At 61.4% G+C, this 26,231-nt stretch carries 22 protein-coding genes; 5 read left to right on the forward strand and 17 right to left on the reverse strand.

The window, feature by feature from the left end; all coding sequences use genetic code 11:
* Positions 1-73 precede the first annotated feature (73 nt).
* The gene (locus L8I05_RS16265; RefSeq protein ID WP_242170219.1) at positions 74-2,269 is read left to right on the forward strand and encodes a glycoside hydrolase; all 2,196 of its coding nucleotides are present in this window, start codon (positions 74-76) and stop codon (positions 2,267-2,269) included.
* Between the two features lie 108 nt (positions 2,270-2,377).
* Here L8I05_RS16265 and L8I05_RS16270 read toward each other — a convergent pair whose 3' ends face one another.
* From L8I05_RS16270 to L8I05_RS16325, 12 genes are all read right to left on the reverse strand, one after another.
* On the reverse strand, positions 2,378-3,004 hold the full coding sequence (locus L8I05_RS16270) for a class I SAM-dependent methyltransferase (protein WP_242170222.1): 627 nt from the start codon (positions 3,002-3,004) through the stop codon (positions 2,378-2,380).
* 40 nt (positions 3,005-3,044) lie between these two features.
* The gene (locus L8I05_RS16275; RefSeq protein WP_071482532.1) at positions 3,045-3,689 is read right to left on the reverse strand and encodes a methionine ABC transporter permease; all 645 of its coding nucleotides are present in this window, start codon (positions 3,687-3,689) and stop codon (positions 3,045-3,047) included.
* The gene (locus tag L8I05_RS16280; protein WP_242170224.1) at positions 3,679-4,794 is read right to left on the reverse strand and encodes an ATP-binding cassette domain-containing protein; all 1,116 of its coding nucleotides are present in this window, start codon (positions 4,792-4,794) and stop codon (positions 3,679-3,681) included. The genes L8I05_RS16275 and L8I05_RS16280 overlap by 11 nt, the downstream gene beginning before the upstream one ends.
* The gene (locus tag L8I05_RS16285; RefSeq protein ID WP_159953644.1) at positions 4,791-5,606 is read right to left on the reverse strand and encodes a MetQ/NlpA family ABC transporter substrate-binding protein; all 816 of its coding nucleotides are present in this window, start codon (positions 5,604-5,606) and stop codon (positions 4,791-4,793) included. Before L8I05_RS16285 ends, L8I05_RS16280 begins: the two co-directional genes overlap by 4 nt.
* 142 nt (positions 5,607-5,748) lie before the next feature.
* Complete coding sequence (locus tag L8I05_RS16290) at positions 5,749-7,101, reverse strand: LLM class flavin-dependent oxidoreductase (RefSeq protein ID WP_242170225.1); 1,353 nt, start codon at positions 7,099-7,101, stop codon at positions 5,749-5,751.
* Positions 7,101-8,294 carry an SfnB family sulfur acquisition oxidoreductase gene (locus tag L8I05_RS16295; protein WP_242170227.1) on the reverse strand — a complete coding sequence of 398 codons (1,194 nt, stop codon included), beginning with the start codon at positions 8,292-8,294 and terminating at the stop codon, positions 7,101-7,103. The genes L8I05_RS16290 and L8I05_RS16295 overlap by 1 nt, the downstream gene beginning before the upstream one ends.
* A gap of 24 nt (positions 8,295-8,318) precedes the next feature.
* Positions 8,319-9,560 (reverse strand): SfnB family sulfur acquisition oxidoreductase, encoded by a 1,242-nt coding sequence (locus L8I05_RS16300; RefSeq protein WP_242170229.1) that lies wholly within the window; start codon positions 9,558-9,560, stop codon positions 8,319-8,321.
* A gap of 187 nt (positions 9,561-9,747) precedes the next feature.
* Entirely contained in the window at positions 9,748-10,545 is a 798-nt protein-coding gene (locus L8I05_RS16305; RefSeq protein WP_177017211.1) for a hypothetical protein, read from the reverse strand.
* Between the two features lie 378 nt (positions 10,546-10,923).
* Positions 10,924-11,670, reverse strand: coding sequence for an L-cystine ABC transporter ATP-binding protein TcyN (gene tcyN / locus L8I05_RS16310; protein WP_242170231.1), 747 nt, complete (start codon positions 11,668-11,670; stop codon positions 10,924-10,926).
* A 3-nt stretch (positions 11,671-11,673) separates the two neighbouring features.
* Positions 11,674-12,339, reverse strand: a complete 666-nt coding sequence (gene tcyL, locus L8I05_RS16315; RefSeq protein WP_106577395.1) for a cystine ABC transporter permease — start codon at positions 12,337-12,339, stop codon at positions 11,674-11,676.
* Positions 12,339-13,133 carry a cystine ABC transporter substrate-binding protein gene (gene tcyJ / locus L8I05_RS16320; RefSeq protein ID WP_242170233.1) on the reverse strand — a complete coding sequence of 265 codons (795 nt, stop codon included), beginning with the start codon at positions 13,131-13,133 and terminating at the stop codon, positions 12,339-12,341. Before tcyJ ends, tcyL begins: the two co-directional genes overlap by 1 nt.
* Before the next feature lie 274 nt (positions 13,134-13,407).
* Positions 13,408-14,406 (reverse strand): D-cysteine desulfhydrase, encoded by a 999-nt coding sequence (locus L8I05_RS16325; protein WP_242170235.1) that lies wholly within the window; start codon positions 14,404-14,406, stop codon positions 13,408-13,410.
* 166 nt (positions 14,407-14,572) lie between these two features.
* On the opposite strand from L8I05_RS16325, the gene epsC reads away from it, so the two are divergent.
* The 4 genes from epsC (at position 14,573) to mgrA (ending at position 20,631) form a co-directional block, all read left to right on the forward strand.
* Positions 14,573-15,499 carry a serine O-acetyltransferase EpsC gene (epsC, locus tag L8I05_RS16330; RefSeq protein WP_159953652.1) on the forward strand — a complete coding sequence of 309 codons (927 nt, stop codon included), beginning with the start codon at positions 14,573-14,575 and terminating at the stop codon, positions 15,497-15,499.
* A 399-nt stretch (positions 15,500-15,898) separates the two neighbouring features.
* A complete protein-coding gene (gene betT, locus L8I05_RS16335) occupies positions 15,899-17,860 on the forward strand; it encodes a choline transporter BetT (RefSeq protein ID WP_174245655.1) in 1,962 nt (653 codons plus the stop codon).
* A 296-nt stretch (positions 17,861-18,156) separates the two neighbouring features.
* A complete protein-coding gene (locus L8I05_RS16340; RefSeq protein WP_242170642.1) occupies positions 18,157-19,485 on the forward strand; it encodes an OprD family outer membrane porin in 1,329 nt (442 codons plus the stop codon).
* Positions 19,486-19,593: 108 nt separating this feature from the next.
* Positions 19,594-20,631, forward strand: coding sequence for an L-glyceraldehyde 3-phosphate reductase (gene mgrA, locus L8I05_RS16345; protein ID WP_242170237.1), 1,038 nt, complete (start codon positions 19,594-19,596; stop codon positions 20,629-20,631).
* A 222-nt stretch (positions 20,632-20,853) separates the two neighbouring features.
* Here mgrA and tauD read toward each other — a convergent pair whose 3' ends face one another.
* From tauD to gshA, 5 genes are all read right to left on the reverse strand, one after another.
* Positions 20,854-21,690 (reverse strand): taurine dioxygenase, encoded by an 837-nt coding sequence (tauD, locus tag L8I05_RS16350; protein WP_242170239.1) that lies wholly within the window; start codon positions 21,688-21,690, stop codon positions 20,854-20,856.
* 11 nt (positions 21,691-21,701) lie between these two features.
* Positions 21,702-22,538: a taurine ABC transporter permease TauC gene (gene tauC, locus L8I05_RS16355; protein ID WP_242170242.1), complete on the reverse strand. Its 837-nt coding sequence runs from the start codon at positions 22,536-22,538 to the stop codon at positions 21,702-21,704.
* Positions 22,535-23,314, reverse strand: coding sequence for a taurine ABC transporter ATP-binding subunit (gene tauB / locus L8I05_RS16360; protein WP_159953657.1), 780 nt, complete (start codon positions 23,312-23,314; stop codon positions 22,535-22,537). Before tauB ends, tauC begins: the two co-directional genes overlap by 4 nt.
* Before the next feature lie 18 nt (positions 23,315-23,332).
* Complete coding sequence (gene tauA / locus L8I05_RS16365) at positions 23,333-24,310, reverse strand: taurine ABC transporter substrate-binding protein (protein ID WP_242170245.1); 978 nt, start codon at positions 24,308-24,310, stop codon at positions 23,333-23,335.
* A gap of 255 nt (positions 24,311-24,565) precedes the next feature.
* Positions 24,566-26,149 (reverse strand): glutamate--cysteine ligase, encoded by a 1,584-nt coding sequence (gene gshA / locus L8I05_RS16370; protein WP_177017215.1) that lies wholly within the window; start codon positions 26,147-26,149, stop codon positions 24,566-24,568.
* Positions 26,150-26,231: the final 82 nt, after the last annotated feature.

A 26,231-nucleotide genomic window follows, 5' to 3' on the forward strand; every position in this document is an offset into this window, starting at 1 on the left:
ACACTTTCCCTACATTTGGCTGGCCATAAGTGTTTTACCCTCCGGGCCTGTTCCTATTTGGAAGGCCCGTGTGATGCGCGCTCTGATGTTGGCTTTTTGCCTGTTGCTGTCTCCGCTGGCCTTGGCTGGCACCGTGCTGGAAAACGCCCAGTGGCATGTTGAAATCGACCCCGCGACGCTGGCGCTGCGAGTCACGCCGGCGGGCGAGGCGTCGGTGCAGGCCTCCAGCGGTGTGGCTGCACATGCAGTCACTGAGCTGCATGCCGACGCTGAAAACGTCACTTGGCAGTGGGATAACGGCGCCTACCAGCTGAGCGCTCGCCTTGAGCAGCGCGACCTTGCCCTGAGTATCAGTGCGCGCGAACCCGGTGAGCTGCACCTGCTGCGCCAACCTGCCGAGGCCATCGGTAAAGGCTTGATCTGGCCTTTGGCCGAAGGGCATTACGTGCCCGCCGGCAACGCCGTGTGGAACGCGTTTTTGCAGGATCAGGGCGAGGTCAACACAACGCAGGATCTCAGCCTGCCGTTATGGGGCGTGGATCATGGCCGCTTCACGCTTAACTGGTTGCTCACCAATCCTTATCACAACCGCCTGCAATGGCAGGCAGACGGTGGTGGGCTGGCGCTGACAGTGGCGCACCAGTTCACCGCGCTTGAGCCTGGGGCGCCGATGACGTTACGCCTGCACTTGGGCGCTGCCGACCCTTTGGCGGGTGCTAAACGCTACCGCGAATGGCTGGTGGAGCAAGGGCGCTATGAACCGCTGACGGACAAGCTGCGCCAGACACCGGAGGCTGAAAAACTGCTGGGCGCCAGCCATGTCTATCTATGGGGCAATGACCTGTTGGGGCCGGACGATGTGCGTGACTGGCCGCTGTTGGTGAAGGTGCTGCGCGGCCACGCACTCAAGGGCTTGCTGGACAAAGAGACCTTGAACGTACTGAATCAGACGCGCCCATTGGACCGCTATCAAAAGAGTGTACTGCTGCGTGGTCTCAACGCAGCGATCAACCAAAAGGCCCGGCAAACCTGGCAGGCCACCGACGAGCCGGACATGCTCAAGCTTGCTGACGGTTATGGCGTACTGCGCCGTGAACTGGCCATAGCGTTTGCCGGCGCCTTGAGCGACAGCCCCGGCACCTGGGGCAGTACGCTGTCGACCCAGACCGTCGAAGCGCTGCAAGGCGCTGGGCTAAAGCGCCTGCTGCTAACCTTGGGCGAAGGCTGGGAAGGCGGCCTCTGGCACCCTGAAGCGATTCAGGCGGGCGTGAACGCCGGCTACCTGATGGCGCCGTATGACTCCTATGAAACTGCGTTATCCAGCAGCGAAAACCCGGACTGGTCCACCGCCCACCTGGGCAGCAAGGCCTATCGCGACTGCGCCATTGTGTTGAAGGACGGCAAGCTCAAGACCGGCTTTCAACAATCTGGCCACTACACCGACCCGCGCTGCGTAAGGCCGCTGCTGGAGGCCCGCGTGAAGGCCGTGCAAGCCAAGGCCGGTTTCAACGCCTGGTTCCTGGATGCCTATGCGACCAGCATGGTCTTCGACAGCTATCGAAATGGCGCCGAAATGACCCAGGCGCAAAACGCCGCCGGCAATATCGACGCGTCGCGTTGGCTGAACACTGTGCTCAAGTTGCCCGCCGGTTCCGAAGACGGCAACGCGGTGACGGCCCAGGGCATTCTGTTCGCCCACGGTATGCAGACACCGGTGATCGGTTGGGGTGATCGCGGGATGACCAAGGACAAGCAGTCGCCCTATTACGTAGGCAACTGGTATCCACCGGAGCAACCGACGGTGTTCTTCAAACCGGTGCCGCTAAGCGAGCCGTTTCGCACGGTGTATTTCGACCCGACGATGCGTCTGCCGCTGTATCAGGCAGTGTTCCACGGCTCGGTGATTACCACGCACCATTGGCTGTTCGACAGCCTGAAATTAAGCAATGTGCGGGCTGAGAACGAGCTGGCCCAACTGCTGTACAACGTACCGCCGCTGTATCACTTGAGCGCCGCCACCCTCAAGCAGCGGATACCGTTGATACAGCGCCAGGACCGGTTCTTCCGACCGTTGCATGAGCGCTTGGCGACGCAGGCAATGACCGATTTTCGTTGGCTGACGTCAGACCGGCAGGTGCAGCAGACCACGTTTGCCGATGGCACGCGGTTGGTGGCGAACTTTGCTGCGCAGGAAAAACAAGGCTATGCCGGGCGCAGTGTGACGGCGCTGGTGGTGGGGGAAAAACCGCGGGTGTATCAGGTCGATTAGCGTTGCCGGTAAGGCCCTATCGCAGGCAAGCCAGCTCCCACAGTGGGATTGCATTGCAATTGTGGGAGCTGGCTTGCCTGCGATGAGGCCATAGCATTCAACACTGTTCTAGAGCTTGCGCCACACACTTGCCAACCAGGGCTGCTGTTCCCTCGGCAACCCGGCCGGTCGGTAGTAATGCTCCAACTCCATAAACCCGGCCGCCGTCAGCAACCCCTGCCATGCCGCCAGGTCGTGATAAGACCCATACCGGGGCCCATTCCAGCCTTCCTGGTTGTCACCGCGTGGGTTGGAGCTGAACAGCACGCCCCCGGCCTTTAACGCGCCGTGCAGTTGCTTGAGCACCCGTGGCAACTCCTGCTTGGGAATATGAAACAGCACCGCATTGGCAAAGATCCCGTCGAAGCGCTCAGCGGGCAAGTCCAGCTTGAGGAAATCCTGCTGCAACACCTCGCAGCCGCTGTCCTCGCGCGCCATCTGCGCAAAGCGCTCGGAACCGTCCAGCCCGACGGCAACGTGGCCCTTGCGCGTGAACGTCTGCAAATCCCGCCCCGGCCCGCAGCCGAAGTCCAGCACGGTAAACGGCGCCGGGCCCTGGATATGCCGCAGCAACGCGTCGATGTTCTGGCTCACATCATGATCGCGGGTGCCTTCACGGAAGTCCTCGGCGACCTTGTTGTAATGGCCGAGGGTGGCGGATGTAATCTGGTTGAGGTCATCGGGCTTGAGGGTCATGACGGGAAATACCGGGCATCGAAGATGCCCCGACTATACCTCACCGCTTGTTCAGCACCCGCGCCAACCGGTCGCCACCCAACTGAATCACCGCCACCAGAATCACCAGCAGCACGATCACGGTCAGCATGATCTGTGTATCAAAACGCTGGTAGCCGTAACGGTAGGCAATGTCGCCCAGGCCGCCCGCGCCAATGGCGCCGGCCATGGCCGATGAATTGATCATGGTCACCAAGGTAATCGTAAACCCGCCGACGATCCCCGGCAGTGCTTCCGGCAACAGCACGTGCCAGATGATGTGCCAGCGGCGGCAGCCCATGGCCTGGGCGGCTTCAATCAAGCCGTGGTCGACTTCACGCAGGCTCACCTCGGCGATCCGCGCAAAGAACGGTGTGGCGGCGATGGTCAGCGGGACCACGGCGGCCCACACGCCATAGGTGGTGCCGACGATCAGCCGCGTAAACGGGATCAACGCCACCATCAGGATCAAAAACGGAATCGAGCGGAACAGATTGACGAATGCGCCCAGCACGCGATTCAGCGCGGGTGCCTGGTAGATGCCGCCCTTGTCGCTGGTGACCAGGAATACTGCCAGTGGAATGCCCACCAGCAATGCGATCAGCGACGACACGCCGACCATCAACAAGGTGTCGATGGCGCCCTGCAATAAGCGATCAAACCACATAGCCCAGCACCTCCACCTGTTGTGCCCAACGCCCGGCGCGATTGCGCAGCTCTTCGGCCGTGTGCGGTGAGCCATTCACCGCCAGCAGTAATTGCCCCAGGGCATGCCCCTGGATCCGTTCCACACCGCCCTGCAGCAAGCGCACGCGCCCGCCGAGGGCGCTGAACAGCGCGGCCAGGTCGGGCTCATCGGTGTCGCTGCCGGTGAATTGCAAACGTAGCACCAACGCGGCGTCGGCGTGGGTTTGGGTCAGTTGCAGGCGGCTTTGCAGTTCTTCCGGCAAGCCGTGTTGCAGCGGCGCCAACAGGGTTTTGCTGACCTCATGCTGCGGGTTGCCGAACACTTGCCACACCGGGCCTTGCTCAACGATGCGCCCGTGTTCGAGCACCACCACGCGGTCGCAGATTTCGCGAATCACCGCCATTTCATGGGTGATCAACACGATGGTCAGGCCCAGGCGCTGGTTGATCTCGCGCAGCAAGGCGAGGATCGATTGAGTGGTTTCCGGGTCGAGGGCCGAGGTGGCTTCGTCGCACAGCAGAATCTGCGGGTCGTGCACCAGCGAACGGGCGATCCCCACGCGCTGTTTTTGCCCACCGGAGAGCTGCGCCGGATAAGCCTTGTGCTTGTCCTGCAAGCCCACCAGCTCCAGCAGCTCACGCACCTTTTGCTCGCGCTGTGGCTTGGGTACGCCGGCGACTTTCAGCGGCAACTCGACGTTCTGACACACGGTCTTGGCCGACATCAGGTTGAAGTGCTGGAAGATCATGCCGATGCGCCGACGCAGGGCCACCAGGCGGTCTTCGTCGTACTCGCCGATATCCACCTGATCAATCAACACACGCCCGCTGCTCGGTTGCTCCAGGCGGTTGATGGTGCGGATCAGCGAGGACTTACCGGCGCCGCTGCGGCCGATGATGCCGAACACTTCACCGCGCTGGATCGCCAGGTCGATGCCTTGCAAGGCGTGCACGCTGCCGTCATAGGTTTTGCCCAGGTTGATAAAACGCACATGGGCGCGGTTCAAATCCGGGTGCAGTTCTGTCTGCTCGGCGTCCCTGGGCGGCAAGCCCAGGTCGCGCAGTTGAGAGTGGGCGGCGGTCATTTTTTATCTTCCCAGCCGACTTGGTAGAGCTTGCCGAGGGATTTATCCAGAGCGGCACGCACCACCGGCGAGTGCTGGTAAATGTCGACGAACTTGATCACGCGCGGGTCGGTTTTACTTTTGGGCTGGACCACGAACTGAATCACGTATTCCGGGTGGTCGAGGCCGTCGAACAGCAACGCCGACTCGGCATCGAAGGTTTTGGACAGGCGGATATACGCCGGGTAGCCCTGCACCAGGTCAGCGTCGTCATAGGCGCGCACCAGTTGCACGGCTTCGACTTGCAGGATCTTGATCTTCTTCGGGTTGGCGACGATGTCTTCTTCGGTGGCCTTGTAGCCCACGCCCGGCTTGAGGGTGATCAAGCCCGCCTTGGCCAGCAGTTGCAGGCCGCGACCGCTGTTGATCGGGTCGTTGGCAATCGCCACGCTGGCGCCTTGGGGCAGGTCGTCGAAGCTTTTGTACTTCTTCGAATACAGCCCGACGTTATTGATGATGCCCGGCGCATACGGCACCAAGTCAAAACCGGCGGCGGCCTTGGCGTTTTCCAGGAATGGGATGTGCTGGAAGTAGTTCACGTCGATATCGCCGGCGGCCAGGCTGACGTTGGGTGCGATCCAGTCGGTGAACTCCACCAGCTCGACCTTCAGGCCTTGCTTGCCGGCTTCGGCGACGGCCGCTTCCAGGGGAATCGCGAAGGCGGCGGTGGTGCCGACTTTCAGCGGTGCATCGGCGGCGAATACCGCCGCGCTGAATAAACCAAGGGCCAGGGCCAGTGCTTTGACTGGGTGGGTGAGCAGGGTCTTTTTCATAATCGATTTCCAGTCATAAGGTGTGAGTGCAAATAACTCGGTCAACTGTGGGAGCTGGCTTGCCTGCGATAGCGGTCTGTCAGCCCCAAATTTTTAGCTGACCCACCGCCATCGCAGGCAAGCCAGCTCCCACAGTTTTGATTCAGTGTCGGTAGGTGGAACCGGTGTGTTGTTCGGGTAAGCGGGCGCCGCCATGGAAGACTTTTTCGCGCAGCGTTCCCTGCTCATAAGCCGTCTTGTACGACCCACGCTTCTGCAACTCCGGCACCACCAAATCGATAAAGTCGACATAGCTTTCCGGCGTCACGATGCGCGTCAAATTGAAGCCATCCAGCCCGGTTTCGCTGATCCACGATTCCAGTTCATCAGCGACCTGCTCGGGCGAGCCGACCAAGGTGATATAGCGCCCACCCAAGGCGTGCTGCTCGAGCAATTTGCGCCGGGTCCAGTCGTTGTTTTGCAGGTTCTTGGTGGCCGACTGGATCGCGTTGCTCTTCACGTACTGGATCGGTTCGTCCAGTTCGTATTGGGCAAAATCAATCGCCGTGGACGCCGAGAAGTGCGCCACGCCGGCTTCCGGGCTGGCGTAGCTTAGATACTCGGCATGCTTGGCCCAGGCCTGTTCTTCGGTGGCGCCAACGATCACGTTGAGGCCCATGAACACTTTGATGTCATCCGGGTTACGCCCGGCCTCGACCGCGCTGGCGCGCACCTTGTCGACCTGAGCCTTGGTCGCGGCTTTGTTTTGCCCGCTGATGAACACGCACTCGGCATGCCGACCGGCGAACAGCAAGCCACGGTCCGAGCTGCCGGCCTGGAACAGCACCGGCGTGCGCTGCGGCGACGGCTCGCAGAGGTGATAACCCTCGATCTGATAGAACTCGCCGTGGTGTTCAACCTTGTGCACCTTGCCCGGCTGGGCATAGACCCGCGCCTGTGGGTCGTTGATGACCGCGTCGTCTTCCCAGCTGCCTTCCCAGAGTTTGTACAGCACCTCCAGGTACTCATCGGCCTGGTCGTAGCGCCGGTCGTGCTCGACCTGTTCGGTCAGGCCCATGGCCTTGGCGGCGCTGTCGAGGTAGCCGGTGACGATATTCCAGCCGACCCGGCCACGGCTCAGGTGGTCGAGCGTGGACATGCGCCGGGCGAACAGATACGGCGGCTCGTAAGTGAGGTTGGCGGTAAGGCCGAAGCCGAGGTTTTTGGTGACGGCCGCCATGGCGGAGACCAGCAGCAAGGGGTCATTGACCGGCAGCTGGATCGACTCTTTGAGCGGCACGTCGATGCTGTTCTGGTAGACGTCGTACACGCCGACAATGTCAGCGATGAACAAACCATCGAATAGCCCGCGTTCCAGGGTTTGCGCCAGTTCGGTCCAGTACTCGACGGTTTTGTACTGCGTCGAGGTGTCCCGTGGGTGTGTCCACAGGCCATGGTTGATGTGCCCGATGCAGTTCATGTTGAAGGCATTGAGCAGGATCTTTTTCTTCGCCATCAGATGGTCCCCCGCAGTGGCGGGTTTTCATCGTTGAGGTAGTAATTGCCCACCGCATGGTACTTCCAGCGCACCGGGTCGTGCAGGGTGTGCACGCGGGCGTTGCGCCAGTGGCGATCCAGGCCGTGTTCGGCCAGGGTCGCCTGGCTGCCGGCCAGTTCGAACAAGGTGCTGCCGGCGGCCAGGGAAATTTCAGTGCTCAGGGCGCGCACTTCGGCGACGGCGATGGAGGCTGCCGCCACGGTCTGGGCAGTGCTGTCAGCCTGGGCGCGGTCGAGGTATTCGCCTGCGCGTTCCAGCAAGGCTTCGGTGCCATGCAGGCGAATGCTCAGGTGGCCGAAGCTCTTGAGCGTCAGCGGGTCTTCGGTGGCTTTGTCGTTGCCGGAATCGATCCACGGGCGGGTCTTGGTGCGCACAAAGTGCAGCGCATCTTCGAAGGCGGCGCGGGCGATGCCGGTGTCGATGGCGGCGTGAAGGATCTGCGCCAGCGGGCCGACGGTGGTCGGGCGCTCGAAGGCGCTCTGGAACGCAATCACATCTTGCGCGGCGACCCACACGTTATCGAACACTACCGAGCCGCTGCCGGTGGTGCGTTGGCCGAAGCCGCTCCAGTCGTCGATCACGCTCAGGCCTTCACTGTCGCGGGGCACAAACGCCAGTTGCTGCACGCCGTGTTCATCCACCACCGAGGTCGGGATGCGTTGGGCGTAGAGGGCGCCGGTGGAGTAGAACTTGCGGCCGCTGATACGAAAGCCATCGCCGTCGCGGGTGATGGCGGTCACGCGGTCGTGAGCGGTCTTGGTGCCCAGCTCCGCCAGGGCGTTGCCGAAGCGTTGGCCGGCGAGCACTTCGGCGTACAGGCGTTGTTGCTGCGCAGGGCTGCCATTTACGCGCAGCACTTCCAGGGCGTAGAAATGGTTTTGCGGAATCTGGCCCAGCGACGCGTCCGCCTGGGCAATCAGCGCAATCACCTTGGCCAGGGTGACGTTGGAGACCCCGGCGCCGCCGTGTTCCTTCGGCACGCTGATGCCCCACAGGCCGGAGCGCGAAAACACGTCGAGCTCGGGCAAGGGCAGGCGGCGTTCGCGGTCGCGCTGGGCACTGTCGCGGCGCAAGTCTTCCGCCAGGTCGCTGGCGACAATAAGGGCTTGTTCATCGCTGGTGATAACCGCGACGTTGGTAGAGAAAGTCATGATGTTCTCCAGATGTCTGGTCGGTCAGATCCAGGAATGGCGAGCCGGCAACGTGCCGTTCAGGCGATAGGCGCCGATGGCGTGATACTTCCAGCGCACCGGGTCGTGCAGGGTGTGCACGCGGGCGTTGCGCCAATGGCGGTCGAGGTTGAATTCGGCGAGGGTGGCGCGGCTACCGGCCAGTTCGAAGAGCTTTTCGCTGACCAGCAGCGACACTTCGGTGGTCAGCACTTTCGCTTCGGCCACGGCAATCGAGGCGCGGGCGGCGGACTGCGTAGTGATCGGCGCGGCGCTGACTTCGTCCAGCACCTTGCCGGCCTTGCGCAGCAGCGCTTCGGCGGCATGCAGTTCGATGTTCAGCTTGCCGATATCGGCGATCACATACAGGTCATCACTGGCGCGTTCGACCTTGGCGTCGATCCACGGGCGTGAGCGTTCGCGCACGAAGGCGAGGGTGTCGTCCAGGGCGCCACGGGCGATGCCGGCGTCGATGGCCGCCTGGATCAATTGCGAGACAGCGCCCTGGATGTTCGGGCTTTCGCCGATACGCCAGTTGTCGACCACCAGCTCGGCGTCCACCGGCACGCGGTCGAGCAGCACCGTGCCGCTGGCCGTGGTGCGTTGGCCAAAGCCCGACCAGTCGTCAACGATGCGCAGCCCTTTGGTGCCACGGCGCACAAACGCCATGACTTGTTTGCCGTCATCGTTCAGTGCCTTCACCGCCACCCAATGGGCAAACAGCGCGCCGGTGGAGTAGAACTTCTGGCCGCTGATGACATAGCCGTCGCCCTCGGCGGTGATGCGCGCCTTGAGCTCCAGCGTGTTTTTGGTGCCGCGTTCCGGGCCGCCATTGCCGATGCGCCAGCCGTCGAGCACGCTCTGGAACAGCTGCTTTTTCTGGCGCTCGGTGGCGGCGCCCTGCAGCACGTGCAGGATGCCGAAGTGGTTCTGCGGGATCTGCCCAAGGGCCGGGTCTGCCGCGCTGATGATCGCGAACACTTCGGCCAGGGTCACGAATGAAACCTGTGGGCCGCCGTATTCACGGGGGATGGAAATACTGCCGAGCCCGCTGCGGGTGAACTGTTCGATCTGCGCCCAAGGCAGCTTGCGCTGCTGGTCGCGCTTGGCGGCCTGCAGGCGCGCGGCCTGAGCCAGTTCGCGGGCTGCGCGCAACGCTTGGGCGTCGTCGCGCAGCACAGCGGCCGGCAAAAGTAGTGGGGCTACATCCAGATCACTCTGGGGGGGTGTTAGAGCCAAGTTAGACATCAGCGCCGCTCCTTGGCTGCACGTAATGCCCTGGCGTTATGCACCGGGGTAATTCTGACCATACCGACCTCGCATTCAATGAAATAAAAACAGAAAAATCAGAGATGTCCGGTGGTCCGGTGCATATACCCTAAGCGTGTTAAATCTTTAAATAAACTAACTTCTAGGAATATGCATAGAAGGGCCGTCACCCTGGCTCGCAAGGCGAACCGGGTTGGCGCGGTTGGTAGGCCGATGCGGCCCTGGCCGGGCGGGGCGGGGTCTGTGGCGAACAGGCGGAAATGTTCAGGGTGCGCGCCGGTGCCCAGCGCGAATTATTGCCGACGCGGTCAAGAATGCAGTACGTCACGTCCAGGCGGCTGTCGTCGCCGGCCTCGATAATGACCGTCGAAGGCACCCACACGTGCACCGCCAGGCCGACGTCTTGTGCCTCGATTTTCGGCAGGTCCAGGCGCACGTCACCCCAACGCAACGTGATCGCGTCACCGCTGGCCATGTTCAGGTAGGGTTCGATGCTCAACGGAATACCGCGCAATACCTGGCGACCGTTGACGCCGTAGCGGCGGATGGTTTCAGGCAGGTCGACGGGGGCGAGGTTCTGGTTTTCGTCGTTGTTTTCGTGGTTGGGCGGAAACACCGGCTGGCCACCCGGATAATTGGTTTTCACCTGCACCCGCGTCAAGGCCGAGCGTGCCGGGCCGTGGCCGATCTGCATGACTTGGTAGTGAACCTGCGCGGGGCCGTCCAGCACAAAGCTTTCTGGTACTCGCAGGTGAGTGGCTGTGCCGATTTTGCACGCCGTTACGCGCCGGGAGTCGGCAAAGCAGTTGTTCCAGAACAGCTCGATCAGGTCGCCTTCCTCCATGCCGGGGTACGGGGCGATATCCACCTGCAATTGGGTGGCGGCGAGGGCGTTGATGCCGTGTCGATGGGCCTGGGGCAGGGTTGGGGCGGTGAGCATGGCCAGGGTTGCAGTGCGCGTCATAAGTAATCTCCTTGATGCAGCCAGCAGCAATCGTTCCGGCGCCGGTACGCGTTTGCGCGCAGGTGCCGAAAGGAACGATTCAGTGAATAGCCGGGATAGGATCCAATCCTCTGGGTGCTAGATAAGAGGGTTGCCCCTGGGGCGTCAATGGCGGCAGAAGGCTAAACGGCGGGCTGGAGCAGATTCAGAAAGAGCTGACGAGGCGGGGGATTTTAAGGTGGGTGCGGCGGTGCGTTTTATTCGTTAGCACGAGGATTTCATGTAGGAGCGCGCTTGGGTGGGAGCTGGCTTGCCTGCGATAGCATCGCTGTGGTGCGGCTGACACACCGAGGTGCCTGCATCGCAGACAAGCCAGCTCCCACACAGGTTTTTCGGGTGTCAGTGGGCGAGGAATTTGCTCAGGAACTGCTTGGTGCGTTCTTCCTTTGGGTTGGCGAACAGCGCCTTGGCTTCGCCTTGTTCCACGATCAGGCCCTTGTCGAAGAAGATCACCCGATTGGCGACATCGCGGGCAAAGCTCATTTCGTGGGTGACGATGACCATGGTGCGGTTCTCTTCGGCCAGGCTGCGGATGGTCGCCAGTACTTCACCGACCAGTTCCGGGTCGAGGGCCGAGGTGGGTTCGTCGAACAGAATCACCTCCGGCTCCATGGCCAATGCACGGGCAATCGCCACACGCTGCTGCTGGCCGCCGGACAAACGCCGTGGGTAGGCGTCTTCCTTGCCTGCCAGACCCACCCTGGCCAGCAACTTGCGGCCCAGCTCGGTTGCCGCTTCGCGTGGCATCTTCTTGACCACGATCGGGCCTTCGATGACGTTTTCCAGCGCGGTGCGGTGGGGGAACAGGTTGAAGTTCTGGAACACAAAACCCACGTGCTGGCGCAAGCGCCGCACCAGGCCTTGTTGCTGGTTGAGCGGCTTGCTGCTGTCGATCTCGATGTCACCCACTTTGATGCGGCCGCTGGTGGGCTCTTCGAGGAAATTCAGGCAGCGCAGGAAGGTGGTCTTGCCCGAACCACTGGGGCCAATGATGGCGACGACTTCGCCTTCCTTGACCTCAAGGTCGATGCCGTTGAGCACCACCTGACCCTTGAATTGTTTGGTCAGTTTTTCAACCACGATCATGCTTCAAGACTCCAGGTCATGCCGGTTGACCCGGTCTTCCAGGCGATTTTGAAAATGCGCCAGGATGCTTGCCAGGATCCAGTAGATCAGGGCAGCGGAGAGGTACATGGTGAAAATTTCGAAGGTGCGCGCAGACACCAGTTGAGCCTGGCGAAACAGCTCGGGCACCTGGATGGTGGCGGCCAGCGCCGTGTCCTTGACCAGCGAAATAAAGCTGTTGCCCAACGGCGGCAATGCCGTACGCATGGCCTGCGGCAGGATGGCTCGGCGCAGGGTCTGCGCGCGGGTCATGCCAATACTCGCAGCCGCTTCCCACTGGCCGCGTTCGATAGAGCTGATCGCGGCGCGCAGGATTTCACAGGCGTAAGCCGCCATGTTCAGCGAGAAGCCGATCATGGCGGCCGGAATCGGATCCAGCTCGATGCCCACTTGCGGTAAGCCGTAGTAGATTAGAAACAGCTGCACCAGCAAGGGCGTGCCGCGAAAGAACGACACGTAGACGCGGGCGATCCAACTGACCAGCTTGAAGCGCGACAAGCGCATCAAGGCCAGGCCGAAGCCCAGCAGCAAGCCGAAGAACATCCCGCCGAGGCTAAGAATCACCGTGTAATACGCGCCCTTAAGCAGAAAGGGCGCGGAGTCCAGCGCGAGTTGGAAACCTGCTTCCATTATTGAGTGACGTCAGCGTTGAAGTATTTCTCGGACAGCTTCTTCAAGGTGCCGTCGGCGCGCAGCTTGTCGAGGGCCTTGTTCACGGCGTCGAGCAGTTCAGGCTCGCCTTTGCGCAGGGCAATACCAGCTTCCTGACGGGAGAAGGCGTCGCCGGCAGCTGCGGTGTCCGGGGCTTTCTTGGCGTATTCCAGAGCGGCCAGGCGGTCGATCAGGATGGCGTCGATACGGCCGATGCGCAGGTCCTGGAACTTGGTTGGGTCATCGTTATAGGTCTTGATGATCGCTTTGGGTTGGTTGTCCTTGAGCCATTGTTCGTAGTTGGTGCCCAGGCCTACGCCGACCTTCTTGCCGGCCAGATCGTCGGCAGTCTTGATGGTGTCGACGTTTTTCTTCAGCACCAGCGCCTGAATACCGGAAACGGTGTAGGGCTTGGAGAAATCGTACTTCTTCTTGCGCTCTTCGGAGATGGTCACTTGGTTGACGACTGCGTCCAGGCGCTTGGATTCCAGAGCGGCGAGGATGCCGTCCCACGGCGTGGCCTGCAGCTTGACCTTCACGCCCAGCTCTTTGGCCAGCGCTTCGGACAGCTCGACCTCGAACCCGCTGAGCTTGCCGCTTTCATCGACAAAGCTGAACGGCGGGTAGGTGCCTTCCAGGCCGATCTTGATCTCGCCGGCTTTCTTGATGTTATCCAACTGCTCGCCAGCAACCGCCTGGCCCAACCAGCCAGCCCCGAGTGCCAGGCCCAATGTGCCAACCAACAACGTGCGGCGGAATACAGAAATAGTCATGAACAGCCCCTGTGTTTTTATGTTGAGCGAAGCAGGTGACGCAGTAGTCGTATCCTGCCTTAAAGCGCGAAGCGCGTCTTCGCCTTCGGCGCGACTATAAAGCCAGTTTTTAAGACTTGAAAATAATATAAAATTAATTTGTTATTCTATTTTTGAATATGTCGTTGGTCTGCTGTGGGAGCTGGCTTGCCTGCGATAGCGGTGGGTCAGTCAGCACATCGGTTGCTGACAGACTGCCATCGCAGGCAAGCCAGCTCCCACATTTGATCCGTGTTCAGTCCGTTAGAACCGAGTCATAGGCAAACAACGCCGGCGCCCCGCCGGTATGCAGGAATATGATCGGCCCGTCCTCAAACCGCTGACGCCCGAGGCCATCGAGCAAGCCGGCCATGGCTTTGCCCGTGTAGACCGGGTCCAGCAGCAGGCCTTCCTGGCTCGCCAATAGCTTGACCGCAGCGAGGGTGCCGGCGTTCGGTTCGCCGTAGCGCGGGCCGAAATATTCGTCCCATAAAATCACGTTGAACGCCTCGGGAATGTCCACACCGAGCAACTCGGCGGTGCGTTCGGCCAGGCCCTGCACTTTCGGCCGTTGGGCTTCGTCGGTACGCGACACGGTAACGCCAATCACCGGCAAATTCGGCAGCACTTCGCTTAACGCCAGGGCGAGGCCGCTGTGGGTGCCCGCGCTGCCTGAGGCCAATACCACGGCGGCAAATTCGATACCGCTGTCTTCAATCTGCCCGGCCAGTTCCAGCCCGGCGCGCACGTAACCCAGCGCGCCCAGTGCATTCGAGCCGCCGATAGGCACCAGGTACGGCTTTTTGCCGTTGCTGCGCAGGCGGTCGGCGAGGGCGTTGAGTTGCGCGTCGACGTTATCGAGGTTCTCGACCAATTCGACTTTGGCGTCGAACAGCTCCAGCAGCAGGCGGTTGCCGTTGCCCAGATAGTTAGGGTCTTCAGTGCCGGTGGGGTTTTCCAGCAGTGCCACACAGCCCAGGCCCAGCTTGGCGGCCAGCGCAGCGGTCTGGCGCACGTGGTTGGACTGGATCGCGCCGGCGGTGACCAGGGTATCGGCGCCTTGGGCGATGGCGTCGGCCGCCAGGTATTCGAGTTTGCGCAGTTTGTTGCCGCCCATGGCCAGCGGCGTGGTGTCATCGCGTTTGACGTAGATGTCCCTGCCCAGCCAGGCCGACAGCCGCTCGAGTTTTTCCAGGGCAGTGGCGCCGCCCAGCAGTTCCAGGCGGTTAAAACGGTCGAGCTGTTGTTTGATCATGGCGAGGCACGGTGGCGAAGTGATTGGGCGACTATAGGCAGGCACTTTTCATCGGGCAACCGCCAATCGCTTATTCCGTATGGTTCTGTACATCACACCATTGGTTCTTAAGGGCGGCCAGGGTGCATACCGTAAAGTGATGGCCATTACGTCAGGAGTGAATACCGTGAGTGAGCGTTCCAGCCATTGGCAGTTGCAAACCATCGTCAGCCAACTGCGCAGCGCCCGAGACCAGTGGCGCACGCGCAATGGCCGCTTGAGTGGCGAGCACGGCGGGCGTGAGTTGCCGTCGCGCGAGGCGGTGGCGCAGATTCTCGAGTCGCTGTGCGGCGCGTTGTTTCCGATGCGCCTGGGGCCGGTGGACTTGCGTGAGGAAAGTGAAGATTTCTACGTCGGCCACACCCTCGACGTCGCGCTGAATGCCCTGCTCGGCCAGGCGCGCCTGGAGCTGCGTTACGCCGCACGCCAAGGCGGCCAGGATGACCGCGAGGTCGACGCCCTGGCCATCCGCCTGATCCAGGACTTTGCCCTGGCCTTGCCTTCCCTGCGCAGCCTGCTGGATACCGATGTGCTGGCCGCCTACCACGGCGACCCCGCCGCGCGCAGTGTGGATGAGGTGCTGCTGTGCTATCCGGGCATTCTGGCGGTGATTCACCATCGCCTGGCGCACCACCTGTATCGCGCGGGGTTGCCATTGCTGGCGCGGATCAGCGCGGAGATTGCACACTCGGCCACCGGTATCGACATTCACCCTGGCGCGCAGATCGGCCCGAGTTTCTTTATCGACCACGGCACGGGTGTGGTGATTGGCGAAACCGCGATCATTGGCGAACGGGTGCGTATCTACCAGGCCGTAACTTTGGGCGCCAAGCGCTTCCCGGCGGATGAAGATGGGCAGTTGCAGAAGGGCCATCCGCGCCATCCGATTGTGGAAGACGATGTGGTGATTTACGCCGGGGCGACGATTCTGGGGCGGATTACCATCGGCAAAGGTTCGACGATTGGCGGCAATGTGTGGCTGACCCGCAGCGTGCCGGCGGGGGCGAATATCACCCAGGCGAATCTGCAGCATGAGGATGGGGCGCAGAAGTAGTCGTTGAGCCAAACACGGATCAACTGTGGGAGCTGGCTTGCCTGCGATGGCGGTATGTCTGATCCACCGCTATCGCAGGCAAGCCAGCTCCCACAGTGGACTGCATTTCATAGTTGGGTAGGTTTTCACTCGGAAATCGCTGAACGTTTTGCCTCGCGCACCCGTCATACCAATCCTTGAGCTAGTGTAGGAATTGTCTACCACTCAGCCCTGCGATTAGTCCCAGACCGCCTATCCATGTTTAACTTGAATGTTCGTTCAAGTTAAACCGGTGGTTCGCTGCCCGCTCACAACAGGAGGCTTACCTTTGCTGAGTCCGTTATTTACAGCCACATCCCACACCCTCGGGGTGCATCGTTCATGAGTGCATCGTCCACCCCATCCAGCGGCCTGGTGCGCATGAATGCGCCCGTTTTCTACTTTGCCGCCAGCTTCATCCTGCTCTTTGGCATCACTGTCATCGCGATTCCGCAACAGGCCGGTGCCTGGCTGCTGGCCGCGCAAAACTGGGCGGCCAATACGGTCGGCTGGTACTACATGCTCGCGATGACGCTGTACCTGGTCTTCGTGGTGGTCACCGCGCTATCGGGCTACGGCAAGATAAAACTCGGTGCCGACCACGACGAGCCCGAGTTCAGTTACCTGTCCTGGGCCGGCATGTTGTTCGCCGCCGGGATCAGCATCACGCTGTTCTTCTTCTGCGTGTCCGAGCCGCTGACGCACCTGGTGCAACCGCCCCAGGGCGCGCCGATGAACGCCGATGCCGCGCGCCAGGCTATGCAGATCCTGTTTCTGCACTGGGGCCTGCACGGCTGGGGCGTGTTTGCCTTTGTCGGCATGGCCTTGGCGTACTTCGCCTACCGGCATAACCTGCCGCTGGCGTTGCGTTCGGCGCTCTACCCGCTGATCGGCAAACGCATCAACGGCCCCATCGGCTACGCAGTGGACGGCTTCGGCATCATCGCCACGGTGTTTGGCCTGGGCGCCGACATGGGCTTTGGCGTGTTGCACCTCAACTCCGGGTTGGATTACCTGTTCGGCATTGCCCACACCCAGTGGATCCAGGTCGGCCTGATCACGCTGATGATGGGCGCCGCGATCCTCGTCGCCGTCGCCGGCGTCGACAAGGGCGTGCGGGTGATGTCCGACATCAACATGCTGCTGGCCTGCGCGCTGCTGCTGTTTGTGTTGTTCGCCGGTCCCACCCAGCACTTGCTCAACACCCTGATCCAGAATATCGGTGACTACCTTGGCGCCTTGCCGACCAAGAGCTTCGATGTGTACGCCTACGACAAACCCAGCGACTGGCTGGGCGGTTGGACAGTGTTCTATTGGGCCTGGTGGATCGCATGGTCGCCCTTTGTAGGTCTGTTTATCGCGCGGATTTCCCGTGGCCGTACCATCCGCGAATTCGTGTTTGGCGTGCTGCTGATCCCGCTGGGTTTCACCCTGGCGTGGATGTCGATCTTCGGCAACAGCGCCATCGACCAAGTGCTCAACCACGGTTTGACCGCCCTCGGCCAGTCGGCCATCGATGACCCGTCGATGAGTCTGTACCTGCTGCTGGAAACCTACCCGTGGAGCAAGACCGTCATCGCGGTCACGGTGTTTATCAGCTTCGTGTTCTTCGTCACCTCGGCGGATTCCGGCACCGTGGTGCTGTCGACCTTGTCGTCCAAAGGCGGCAATGCCGATGAAGATGGGCCCAAATGGCTGCGGGTGTTCTGGGGCGCGATGACCGCGCTGGTCACCAGTGCGTTGCTGTTTGCCGGCAGTATCGACTCACTGAAATCCGCGGTGGTGCTGACGTCGTTGCCGTTCTCGCTGATTTTGCTGCTGATGATGTGGGGGCTGCACAAAGCCTTCTACCTCGAGTCGCAAAAGCAGATCGCGCAGTTGCATTCGCTGGCACCGGTGTCGGGCTCACGCAAGGGCACCGGCGGTTGGCGCCAGCGCTTGAGCCAGGCGGTGCATTTCCCGTCACGTGATGAGGTGTACCGGTTCCTTGAGACCACGGTGCGCCCGGCCATCGAAGAAGTGACGGCGGTGTTTGTCGAAAAAGGCCTCAGCGTCGTCACTCAGCCTGACCCGTCCAACGACAGCGTCAGCCTGGAAATCGGCCACGGTGAAGAGCATCCGTTCGTTTACCAAGTGCAGATGCGCGGCTACTTCACGCCGTCCTTTGCGCGCGGTGGCATGGGCTCCAAGCAGCTCAACAACCGTCGCTATTATCGGGCGGAAGTGCATTTGAGCGAGGGTAGCCAGGACTACGACCTGGTGGGCTACACCAAGGAGCAGATCATCAACGACATCCTTGACCAGTACGAGCGGCACCTGCAGTTCCTGCACCTGGTGCGCTAGCCCGCTCTTAAATGATCGTTCCCACGCTCCGCGTGGGAATGCCGCCCGAGGCGCTCCGCGCCCCTCTGTTGGGGTGACGCGGAGCGTCACGGGATGCGTTTCCACGCAGAGCGTGGGAACGATCAGCTCGCAAAGCCCCGTTCTACGGGGCTTTTTTTAAATTTAATTTCATTCGTTGAACCCCCGGTTTGACTCCGAACTGTCATCTGGCCACTGCGTAATTGTGTGAAGCGTTTGACGCTTTCATTTCAGAACAGTGACGGAGACCGGTAACAATGAAGACGTTAATAAGCCCCATGGTGGGTGTCGCCATGGCGAGCTTTATGCTGTCCGCCCACGCCGATTTTATCGACGACAGCCACGCCGATGTGACCCTGCTCAATCGCTACCTCAACCAGCAGGGGCGTGATGTGGTTAACAGCAATGCCAAGGCCCACAGCGTGCGTGATTGGGGCCAGGGTTTCGAGTTCAACTTCAAGTCCGGCTACACCGAGGGGCCGGTCGGTTTCGGCCTCGATCTGCAGGCGTTCTACGGCTTGAAACTCGACTCCGGCGGCGACCTTAACGACAAGGATCACCAGGGCCGCTACCCCGGCAGCATGTTCCCGCTGGACAACGGCAAATCCGCCGACCAGTTCGGTGTACTCAGCCCCACATTCAAGATGCGTTTCGCCAAGGATGAACTGCGTGTTGGCACGCTGTACGGCAACAACCCGGTATTGGCCAACACCGACGGCCGCCTGTACCAGCAGACCAATACCGGTGTGCAACTGGTGTCCAAGGACCTTACCGACTTCACCTTCACCGGCGGCGATATCTTCAAGACCAAGATCCGCAACGAAACCGGCGACCAGGGCATGATCACCGCCGGCGGCACCAAAGAGAGCGATCGCTTCCTGTTCGGCGGTGCGGACTACACCGGCATCCAGAACACCACCGTGAGCCTGTGGTATTCCAACCTTGAGGATTACTACCAGCAGTTTTTCCTCGGCGCCAAGCGTCATGACGCGGTGACAGTGGGTGCATTCGACACTGATGTGCGCGTGTTCCGCAGCCTGGGTGTCGGCGCCAACGCCGATGGCGACAAGGACTTTGCCGGCGCCGGCCTCTACGGTGACGGCACCAGCAAAGGCCGCATCAACCAGACCACCGCCAGTTTGCTTGAGAGTTACAGCCTGGACGGTCACACCGTGGGCCTCGGTATCCAGAAAAACAGCGGCGACAGCGACTTCCCGTACCTGGATTCCGGCCTGAACAGCGGCGACGCGCGCCAGGGCCCAGGCTCGGGCGCCGACACCCCGGCGCTGACCAATATGCAGTTGAACAAATTCCAGCACGCCGGCGAACGCACCTGGCTGGCGCAGTACAAATATGATTTCGGCAAGCTCGGCCTCACCGGCCTGACGTTCTCTGCGGCCTACGCACACGGCGATGACATCCGCACGGCGCAAGGCACCACCAGCGAATGGGAACGCAACATTGCCGTGGCCTACCAAGTACCCACCGGCACCCTCAAAGGCCTGGGCGTAACCTGGAAAAATGCCCATGCCAGCCCGGATATTACCGGTGCCACCGTGCAAGATGAAAACCGCTTCTATGTGAGCTACGTCGTTCCACTCTGGTAGGGAATTGCTGTAAAAGAGAAGGGCATAGTTAAGCGATTCAGCTGGTTAAAAGGCCTGGGAATAACCTTATTCCCAGGCCTTATTTGCCCTAAGCCCAGAGAGGATTCGATGACGTACATTGCTGCCGAAAACCGCTATGAATCTATCCCTTATCGCCGCGTAGGCCGCAGTGGATTGGTGCTGCCTGCACTGTCCCTGGGGCTGTGGCACAACTTTGGCGACAGCACCCCGATCGACACCCAGCGCGCCTTGCTGCGCACCGCGTTCGACCTGGGGATCAACCACTTCGACCTGGCCAACAACTACGGCCCGCCCTACGGCAGCGCCGAGATCAATTTCGGCCGTTTGCTGCGCGAAGACTTCAAGCACTATCGCGATGAATTGATCATCTCCAGCAAAGCCGGCTGGGACATGTGGCCCGGCCCTTACGGCCAGGGTGGCGGTTCGCGCAAATACGTATTGGCGAGCCTGGACCAGAGCCTGCAACGCCTGGGCGTCGACTATGTGGATATTTTCTATTCCCACCGTTTCGACGCCGACACCCCGCTGGAAGAAACCGCCAGCGCCCTCGCCACCGCCGTGCAACAGGGCAAGGCGTTGTACATCGGTATCTCGTCGTATTCCGGCGTGAAAACCCGTGAGATGGCGGCGCTGCTTCAAGAGTGGAAAGTGCCGCTGCTGATCCACCAACCGGCTTACAACCTGCTCAACCGCTGGGTGGAAAAAGACCTGCTGGACACCACCGAAGAACTCGGTGCCGGGGTGATTGCGTTCACGCCGCTGGCCCAGGGTTTGCTGACCGACAAGTACCTCAACGGCGTACCGGCCGATGCACGGGTTAATCGCCCAGGGGGGGGTTCGCTGCAAGCCAAGCACCTGTCCGACGCCAACATCGCCCACGTGCGCGCGCTGAATGAAATCGCCCAGCGTCGCGGCCAGAGCCTGGCGCAACTGGCGCTGGCCTGGACCCTGCGTGACCCACGGGTGACCAGTGCACTGATCGGCGCGAGCCGGCCGGAGCAAATCATCGAGAACGTCAGCGCGTTGAAGAACCTGAGCTTCAGTGCCGAAGAGCTGGCGGAGATTGATCGGTTTGCGCAGGAAGGTGGGATTAACTTGTGGGAAAAGCCATCCACCGCTGAGTAACCCACCCGATCGTTCCCACGCTCTGCGTGGGAATGCCTCCTGTGACGCTCCGCGTCACGGCTCTAGAAGCAGACTGCATTCCCACGCAGAGCGTGGGAACGATCTACTCGAACACTGTGGGAGCCGGGCTTGCCCGCGATGGCGGTGGGTCAGTCGATGAAGTAGTGGCTGGTTTACCGCTATGCAGGCAAGCCAGCTCCCACATTGGGTAGTGGCCTGGCCCTAAAAAGGCACGTCGCCCAGGATCGTGGCGCGATGCATCACGCGGCGTTGCGGCCGGTAGTCATCCACTGCGTAATGCTGCGTCACGCGGTTATCCCAGAACGCTACGTCATGCTCCTGCCAGCGCCAGCGGATAGTGAATTCCGGCCGAGTCGCGTGAGCAAACAACAGCTTGAGGATGGCTTCGCTTTCGGCCGGTTCCAGCTCATTGATTTTCGTCGTAAACCCATCACTGACAAACAGCGATCTGCGCCCGCTCACCGGATGCGTGCGCACCACCGGGTGCGACAGCGGTGGGTTTTTCTTGCGGGTTTCTTCCCAGCGCGCCAAGTCTTCGGCAGTGTTGCCAAAGCGCTCCAGCGGGAAGGATTTGGTGAAATCGTGAGTCGCCGTCAAGCCATCAAGCAGGCGCTTGAGCGGCTCCGACAGCGCCTCATAAGCCGCAATGCCGCTGGCCCACAACGTGTCGCCACCAAACGCCGGCAGCAGCTTGGCGCTAAGCACCGCGCCGAGGGCGGGAGTGGGCAGGAAGGTCACGTCGGTGTGCCATATCGCGTTGTCGCGCACGTCGGTCACGGCGGTGTCGAGGATCAGCACTTCAGGCTGTTCCGGCACATTGGGGTAAATCGGGTGAATGTGCAGGTCACCAAAGTTCGCCGCGAACCGCGCCTGTTGCTGCGGGGTGATGGCTTGGCCTCTGAAGAACAGCACCGAGTGCTCGAGCAGCGCGTGCTCGATGGCGTCACGTTCTTCGGGGTTCAGCGGCCGGGTGATATCGACACCGCTGATCAGGGCGCCCAGGGCGGTGCTTATCGGGGTAACGGTCAGGCTGCTCATGCTGTTCTCACTCAGTGTGCCTGGCCATGCCAAGGCACTAATTTGCGCTGCAGGGCGCGCAGGCCCATTTCCATGGCGAAGGCGATCAGGGCGATCACCAAAATCCCCAGCACTACAACGTCGGTGACGAGGAACTGCGCCGCCGACTGCACCATGAAACCCAAGCCGCTGGTGGCCGCGATCAACTCGGCCGCGACCAGTGTCGACCAGCCCACACCGAGGCCGATGCGCACGCCGGTCAGAATGTCGGGCAGGGCGCTCGGCAGGATGACATGGCGAATCAGCTGGGCGCGGGTGGCGCCCAACGACTGCGCAGCACGCAATTTGGCCGGGTCGACGGTGCGCACGCCGGTCGCGGTGGCGATAGCAATGGGCGCGAAGATCGCCAGGTAAATCAGCAGTACCTTGGACAGCTCACCGATGCCGCACCAGATCACGATCAGCGGCAGATAGGCCAGCGGCGGAATCGGCCGATAGAACTCAATCAGCGGGTCGAGAATGCCGCGTGCGATACGGTTTGCGCCAATGGCAATGCCCACCGGCACGGCCGTCAGTACCGCAAAGCCCAAACCAAGACCAATGCGTTGCAGGCTCGCGCCCAAGTGCTGCCACAAGGTGGAATCCATGTAGCCCGTGGTCGCCAGCAGCCAGCCTTTTTGCAGCACGGCGGACGGTGGCGGCAGGAATAGCGGTTCGATCAAGCCCGTGGCGGTCACCGCCCACCAGATCGCCAGCAAGGCGACCAAGGTAAGTACGCTGATCCAGCGCGTGCTCAGGCTGCGACGCACCGCAATCACCGGGTGGGCTACCGGCTTGGCGGCGGTGACGGGGAGTTCGTAGCTGCTCATGCGGACACCTGCCGTTGCGAGAACACTTTGCCCAGCACGTGTTCGCGGGTTTCGATAAAGCGCGGGTCGGACTTGATCGCGCGGGCCGACTCACCGGCGGCGTAGCGCTGGCCGAAGTCCAGGTGCAGACGCTCGACGATTTGGCCTGGGTTGGGCGCCAGCAGGATTAAGTCGGTGGCGAGGAACACCGCTTCTTCAATGTCGTGGGTAATCAGGAAAACCGGCTTGGCTGTGCGCCGCCAGACTTGCAGCAGCAACTCCTGCATCTGTTCGCGGGTGAAGGCATCGAGGGCGCCGAAGGGTTCGTCCATCAGCAATACACGCGGGTCGGCTGCCAGGGCGCGGGCCAGGCCCACACGTTGTTTCTGGCCACCGGACAGTTGCCAGATGCGGCGGTTGTCAAAACCCGCCAGGTCGACCAGGGCGAGCATTTCCTTGGCGCGTACTTCGCGTTGCGCCTTGGGTACGCCAGCCAGCTCGAGGCCGAAGCCGACGTTGGCGAGCACGTCCTGCCAGGGCAACAGGGCGTCGTCCTGGAACACCACGCCACGCTCGGCACTCGGGCCTTTGACCGGCACGCCATCGAGGGTGATGCGCCCGGCAGAAGGCTCGACGAAACCGGCAATCAGGTTCAACAGCGAGGTCTTGCCACTGCCGGACGGGCCGAGGGCCACCAGCAACTGCTGGGGCCCAAGGTCGAGTGAGATGTCAGACAGTACCGGTTCTGTGGCGCCTGGGTACTGTGCGCTGATGCGCTCCAGTTGTAGCAAGGCCATCGCAATGAACTCCTTAAATCAGTTGGTGATGAACTTGGCACTGACGTAAGGGGCGTAGTCCGGCAGCACGGCGTCGACCTTGCCTTGTTCCTTGAGGAACGCGGCGGTGTCAGTCACAGCCTTGGTGGTCGGTGCGCCCAGCAGGGTTACTTGGTCAGCGGCCAGCGGGTAGACGTTGCCTTGCAGCAGCAGTGGGATGTCACTGGCCTTGGCGCCGGAGAGTTTCACCAGTTTTTCGACGTTGCCTTTGTCGGCGAGCCAGGCTTGTGGGTCTTTGCGGTACGCGGCGTAGGCATCCAGCGTGACCTTGGCGAAGGCGGTGACGATTTCCGGGTGTTTCTCGGCGAAGTCTTTGCGCACGATCCAGGCGTCGAAGGTCGGCGCGCCGAACTTGGCCAGCTCGCCGGAGGTGATCAGCACCTTGCCGTTTTCCTTGGCCACGCCCAGGGCTGGGTCCCACACGTAGGTGGCGTCGATATCACCGCGTTTCCAGGCGGCGATGATTGCCGGTGGCGCGAGGTTGAGGATGGTCACTTTCGAGGGGTCGATGTTCCAGTGCTTCAGCGCGGCCAGCAGGCTGTAGTGGCCGGTGGACACGAACGGCACGGCGATCTTTTTGCCGATCAGGTCCTGCGGGCTGTTGATCCCCGAACCGTTGCGCGCCACCAGGGCTTCGGCGCCGCCGATCTGGGTGGCGACGAGGAAGGTTTCCACCGGGACTTTGCGAGTGACAGCTGCGGTCAGGGGGCTGGAACCGAGGTAGCCGATCTGCACATCACCGGAGGCGATGGCGGCGATGATGTCGGCGCCATTGTCGAATTTGCGCCAGTCGATTTTGGCGTGGGTGGCTTTTTCGTACGCGCCGTCGGCCTGGGCGACTTTCGCCGGGTCCACGGTGGTCTGGTAAGCGATGGTTACATCCGCCGCCTGGGCAAACAGGCTGGCACCGGCCAGGGACAATGCGGCCAAGAGGCGCAGAGGGGTTAACAGTTTCAAGGGGAAGCTCCTCAATCAGGCGGCCGAGGGTCGGCGTGTGAGGAGACTAAATGATCTAAGAATCCGAAAATAAATAACATTTTCGAATTAGCTTATTAGAAGAAGAGTGAAAGCAGATGTTCAAATCAAAGAGGGTAAATGTGGGAGCTGGCTTGCCTGCGATAGCATCACCTGGGTATCACTGATACACCGAGGTGTTTGCATCGCAGGCAAGCCAGCTCCCACACAAACCAGGCACCACAGAAGGCGTGGTGCTTAGTTGCTGATCGCCAGAATGCTCGCCTGATACGACCCGACAAACACATCAAAATCGCCGACTTCGTTCTGTTCCAGCTCCGCCTGCTGCGCCAGCGAAGTGCGCGCCAACGTTTCAAAACGCGCCTGCTCTTCAGCCGCCAACGGCTCCTTACGGAAGTACTCGGCATGCACCTCGCTCTGGTGCAGGGAGAACTGCGCAAAACTCTCCTTGCGCTCGGCCATTGCCGCCAACACCTGGGCCGACGGCGTCAGGGACGAATCCTTGACCTTCGCCAGTTGGGCGTCCAGCGCCTGGCTGTGCTCGGTGATGCCGTGGCTCTCATCCAGCAACGCCGCCAACGGCGCAATCTGCTCCAGCAACTCGGTGGCCCATTCCTTCATGTCCACAGGCTGGCCCTGACGCTGCAACTGCAGGCCTGGGCGACGGCCTTCCTTGACCACACTGAGGAAGTTGGAGGTGGCGTTGCCGCACTCGTTGTTGGCGAACAGCGGGCTGTCGTTCAGCGCGCAATACAGCAGGAACGCATCGAGGAAACGCGACTCCGGCAGGTCGATGCCCATCGGCAGGAACGGGTTGATGTCCAGGCAACGCACTTCGATGTACTGGATGCCACGCGCCATCAGCGCCTGGATCGGCCGCTCGCCGGTGTAAGTCACACGTTTGGGGCGGATGTTGGAGTAGTACTCGTTTTCGATCTGCAGGATGTTGGTGTTGAGCTGAACCCACTCACCGTCCTTATGGGTGCCGACTTCTACGTAGGGCGCGTAGGGCGTTGCCACCGCTTCGCGCAGGCTGTCGGTGTAGCTGCTCAAATCGTTGTAGCACGGCGTCAGGCCAGCCTGGGCGTTGCTCTGGTAACCCAGGTCGCTCATGCGCAGGCTGGTGGCGTACGGCAGGTACAGCGTGTCGGCGTCGAGCACTTCCAACTGGTGCGAACGACCGCGCAGGAAGCCGGCGTCCAGGGCCGGTGAGGCACCGAACAGGTACATCAAAAGCCAGCTGTAGCGGCGGAAGTTACGGATCAGCGCGATATAGGCTGTGGACTGGTAGTCGCGATCGGTGCCGACGAAACCTTCAGTCTCCTTGAGCAGCGGCCACAACTCTTCCGGCAGCGAAAAATTGTAGTGGATGCCGGCAATGCACTGCATGGTCTTGCCGTAGCGCAGGGCCAGGCCCTTGCGGTACACGTACTTGAGCTGGCCGATATTGGAGGTGCCGTAGTAGGCAATCGGAATATCTTCTTCGGCCGGCAATGGGCACGGCATCGAAGGGCTCCACAGGTACTCGTTGCCGAGCTTGCTGTAGGCAAAGCGATGGATCTTGTCCAGGCTGCTCAGGGTATCGGCCGGGTTGGGCAGGGCGGGAGTGATGAACTCCAGCAGCGATTCCGAGTAGTCGGTGGTGATCAATTCGTTGGTCAGCGCGGCGCCCAAGGCTTCGGGGTGCGGCGTTTGTGCCAGGCGACCCTCACCGGTGACGCGTAGGCATTCGCGCTCGATGCCGTGCAAGCACTGCTCTAGCAGGGAGAGGTGTTCGCGCTTGCCGAGCAAGGCCAGGCGGCGGTTGAGAAGTTCGCTCAAGTTGGATTCCTTCACGCGTCAGTCGCCCCAATATGGGGGTGGGCAGGACGGTCTACAAGGGTGAAGTTGAAACTGGCGTTAT

This window comes from Pseudomonas sp. MONT-RG-20F-20-E-7-02 (assembly GCF_022662395.1).
Taxonomy (GTDB): Bacteria; Pseudomonadota; Gammaproteobacteria; order Pseudomonadales; family Pseudomonadaceae; genus Aquipseudomonas.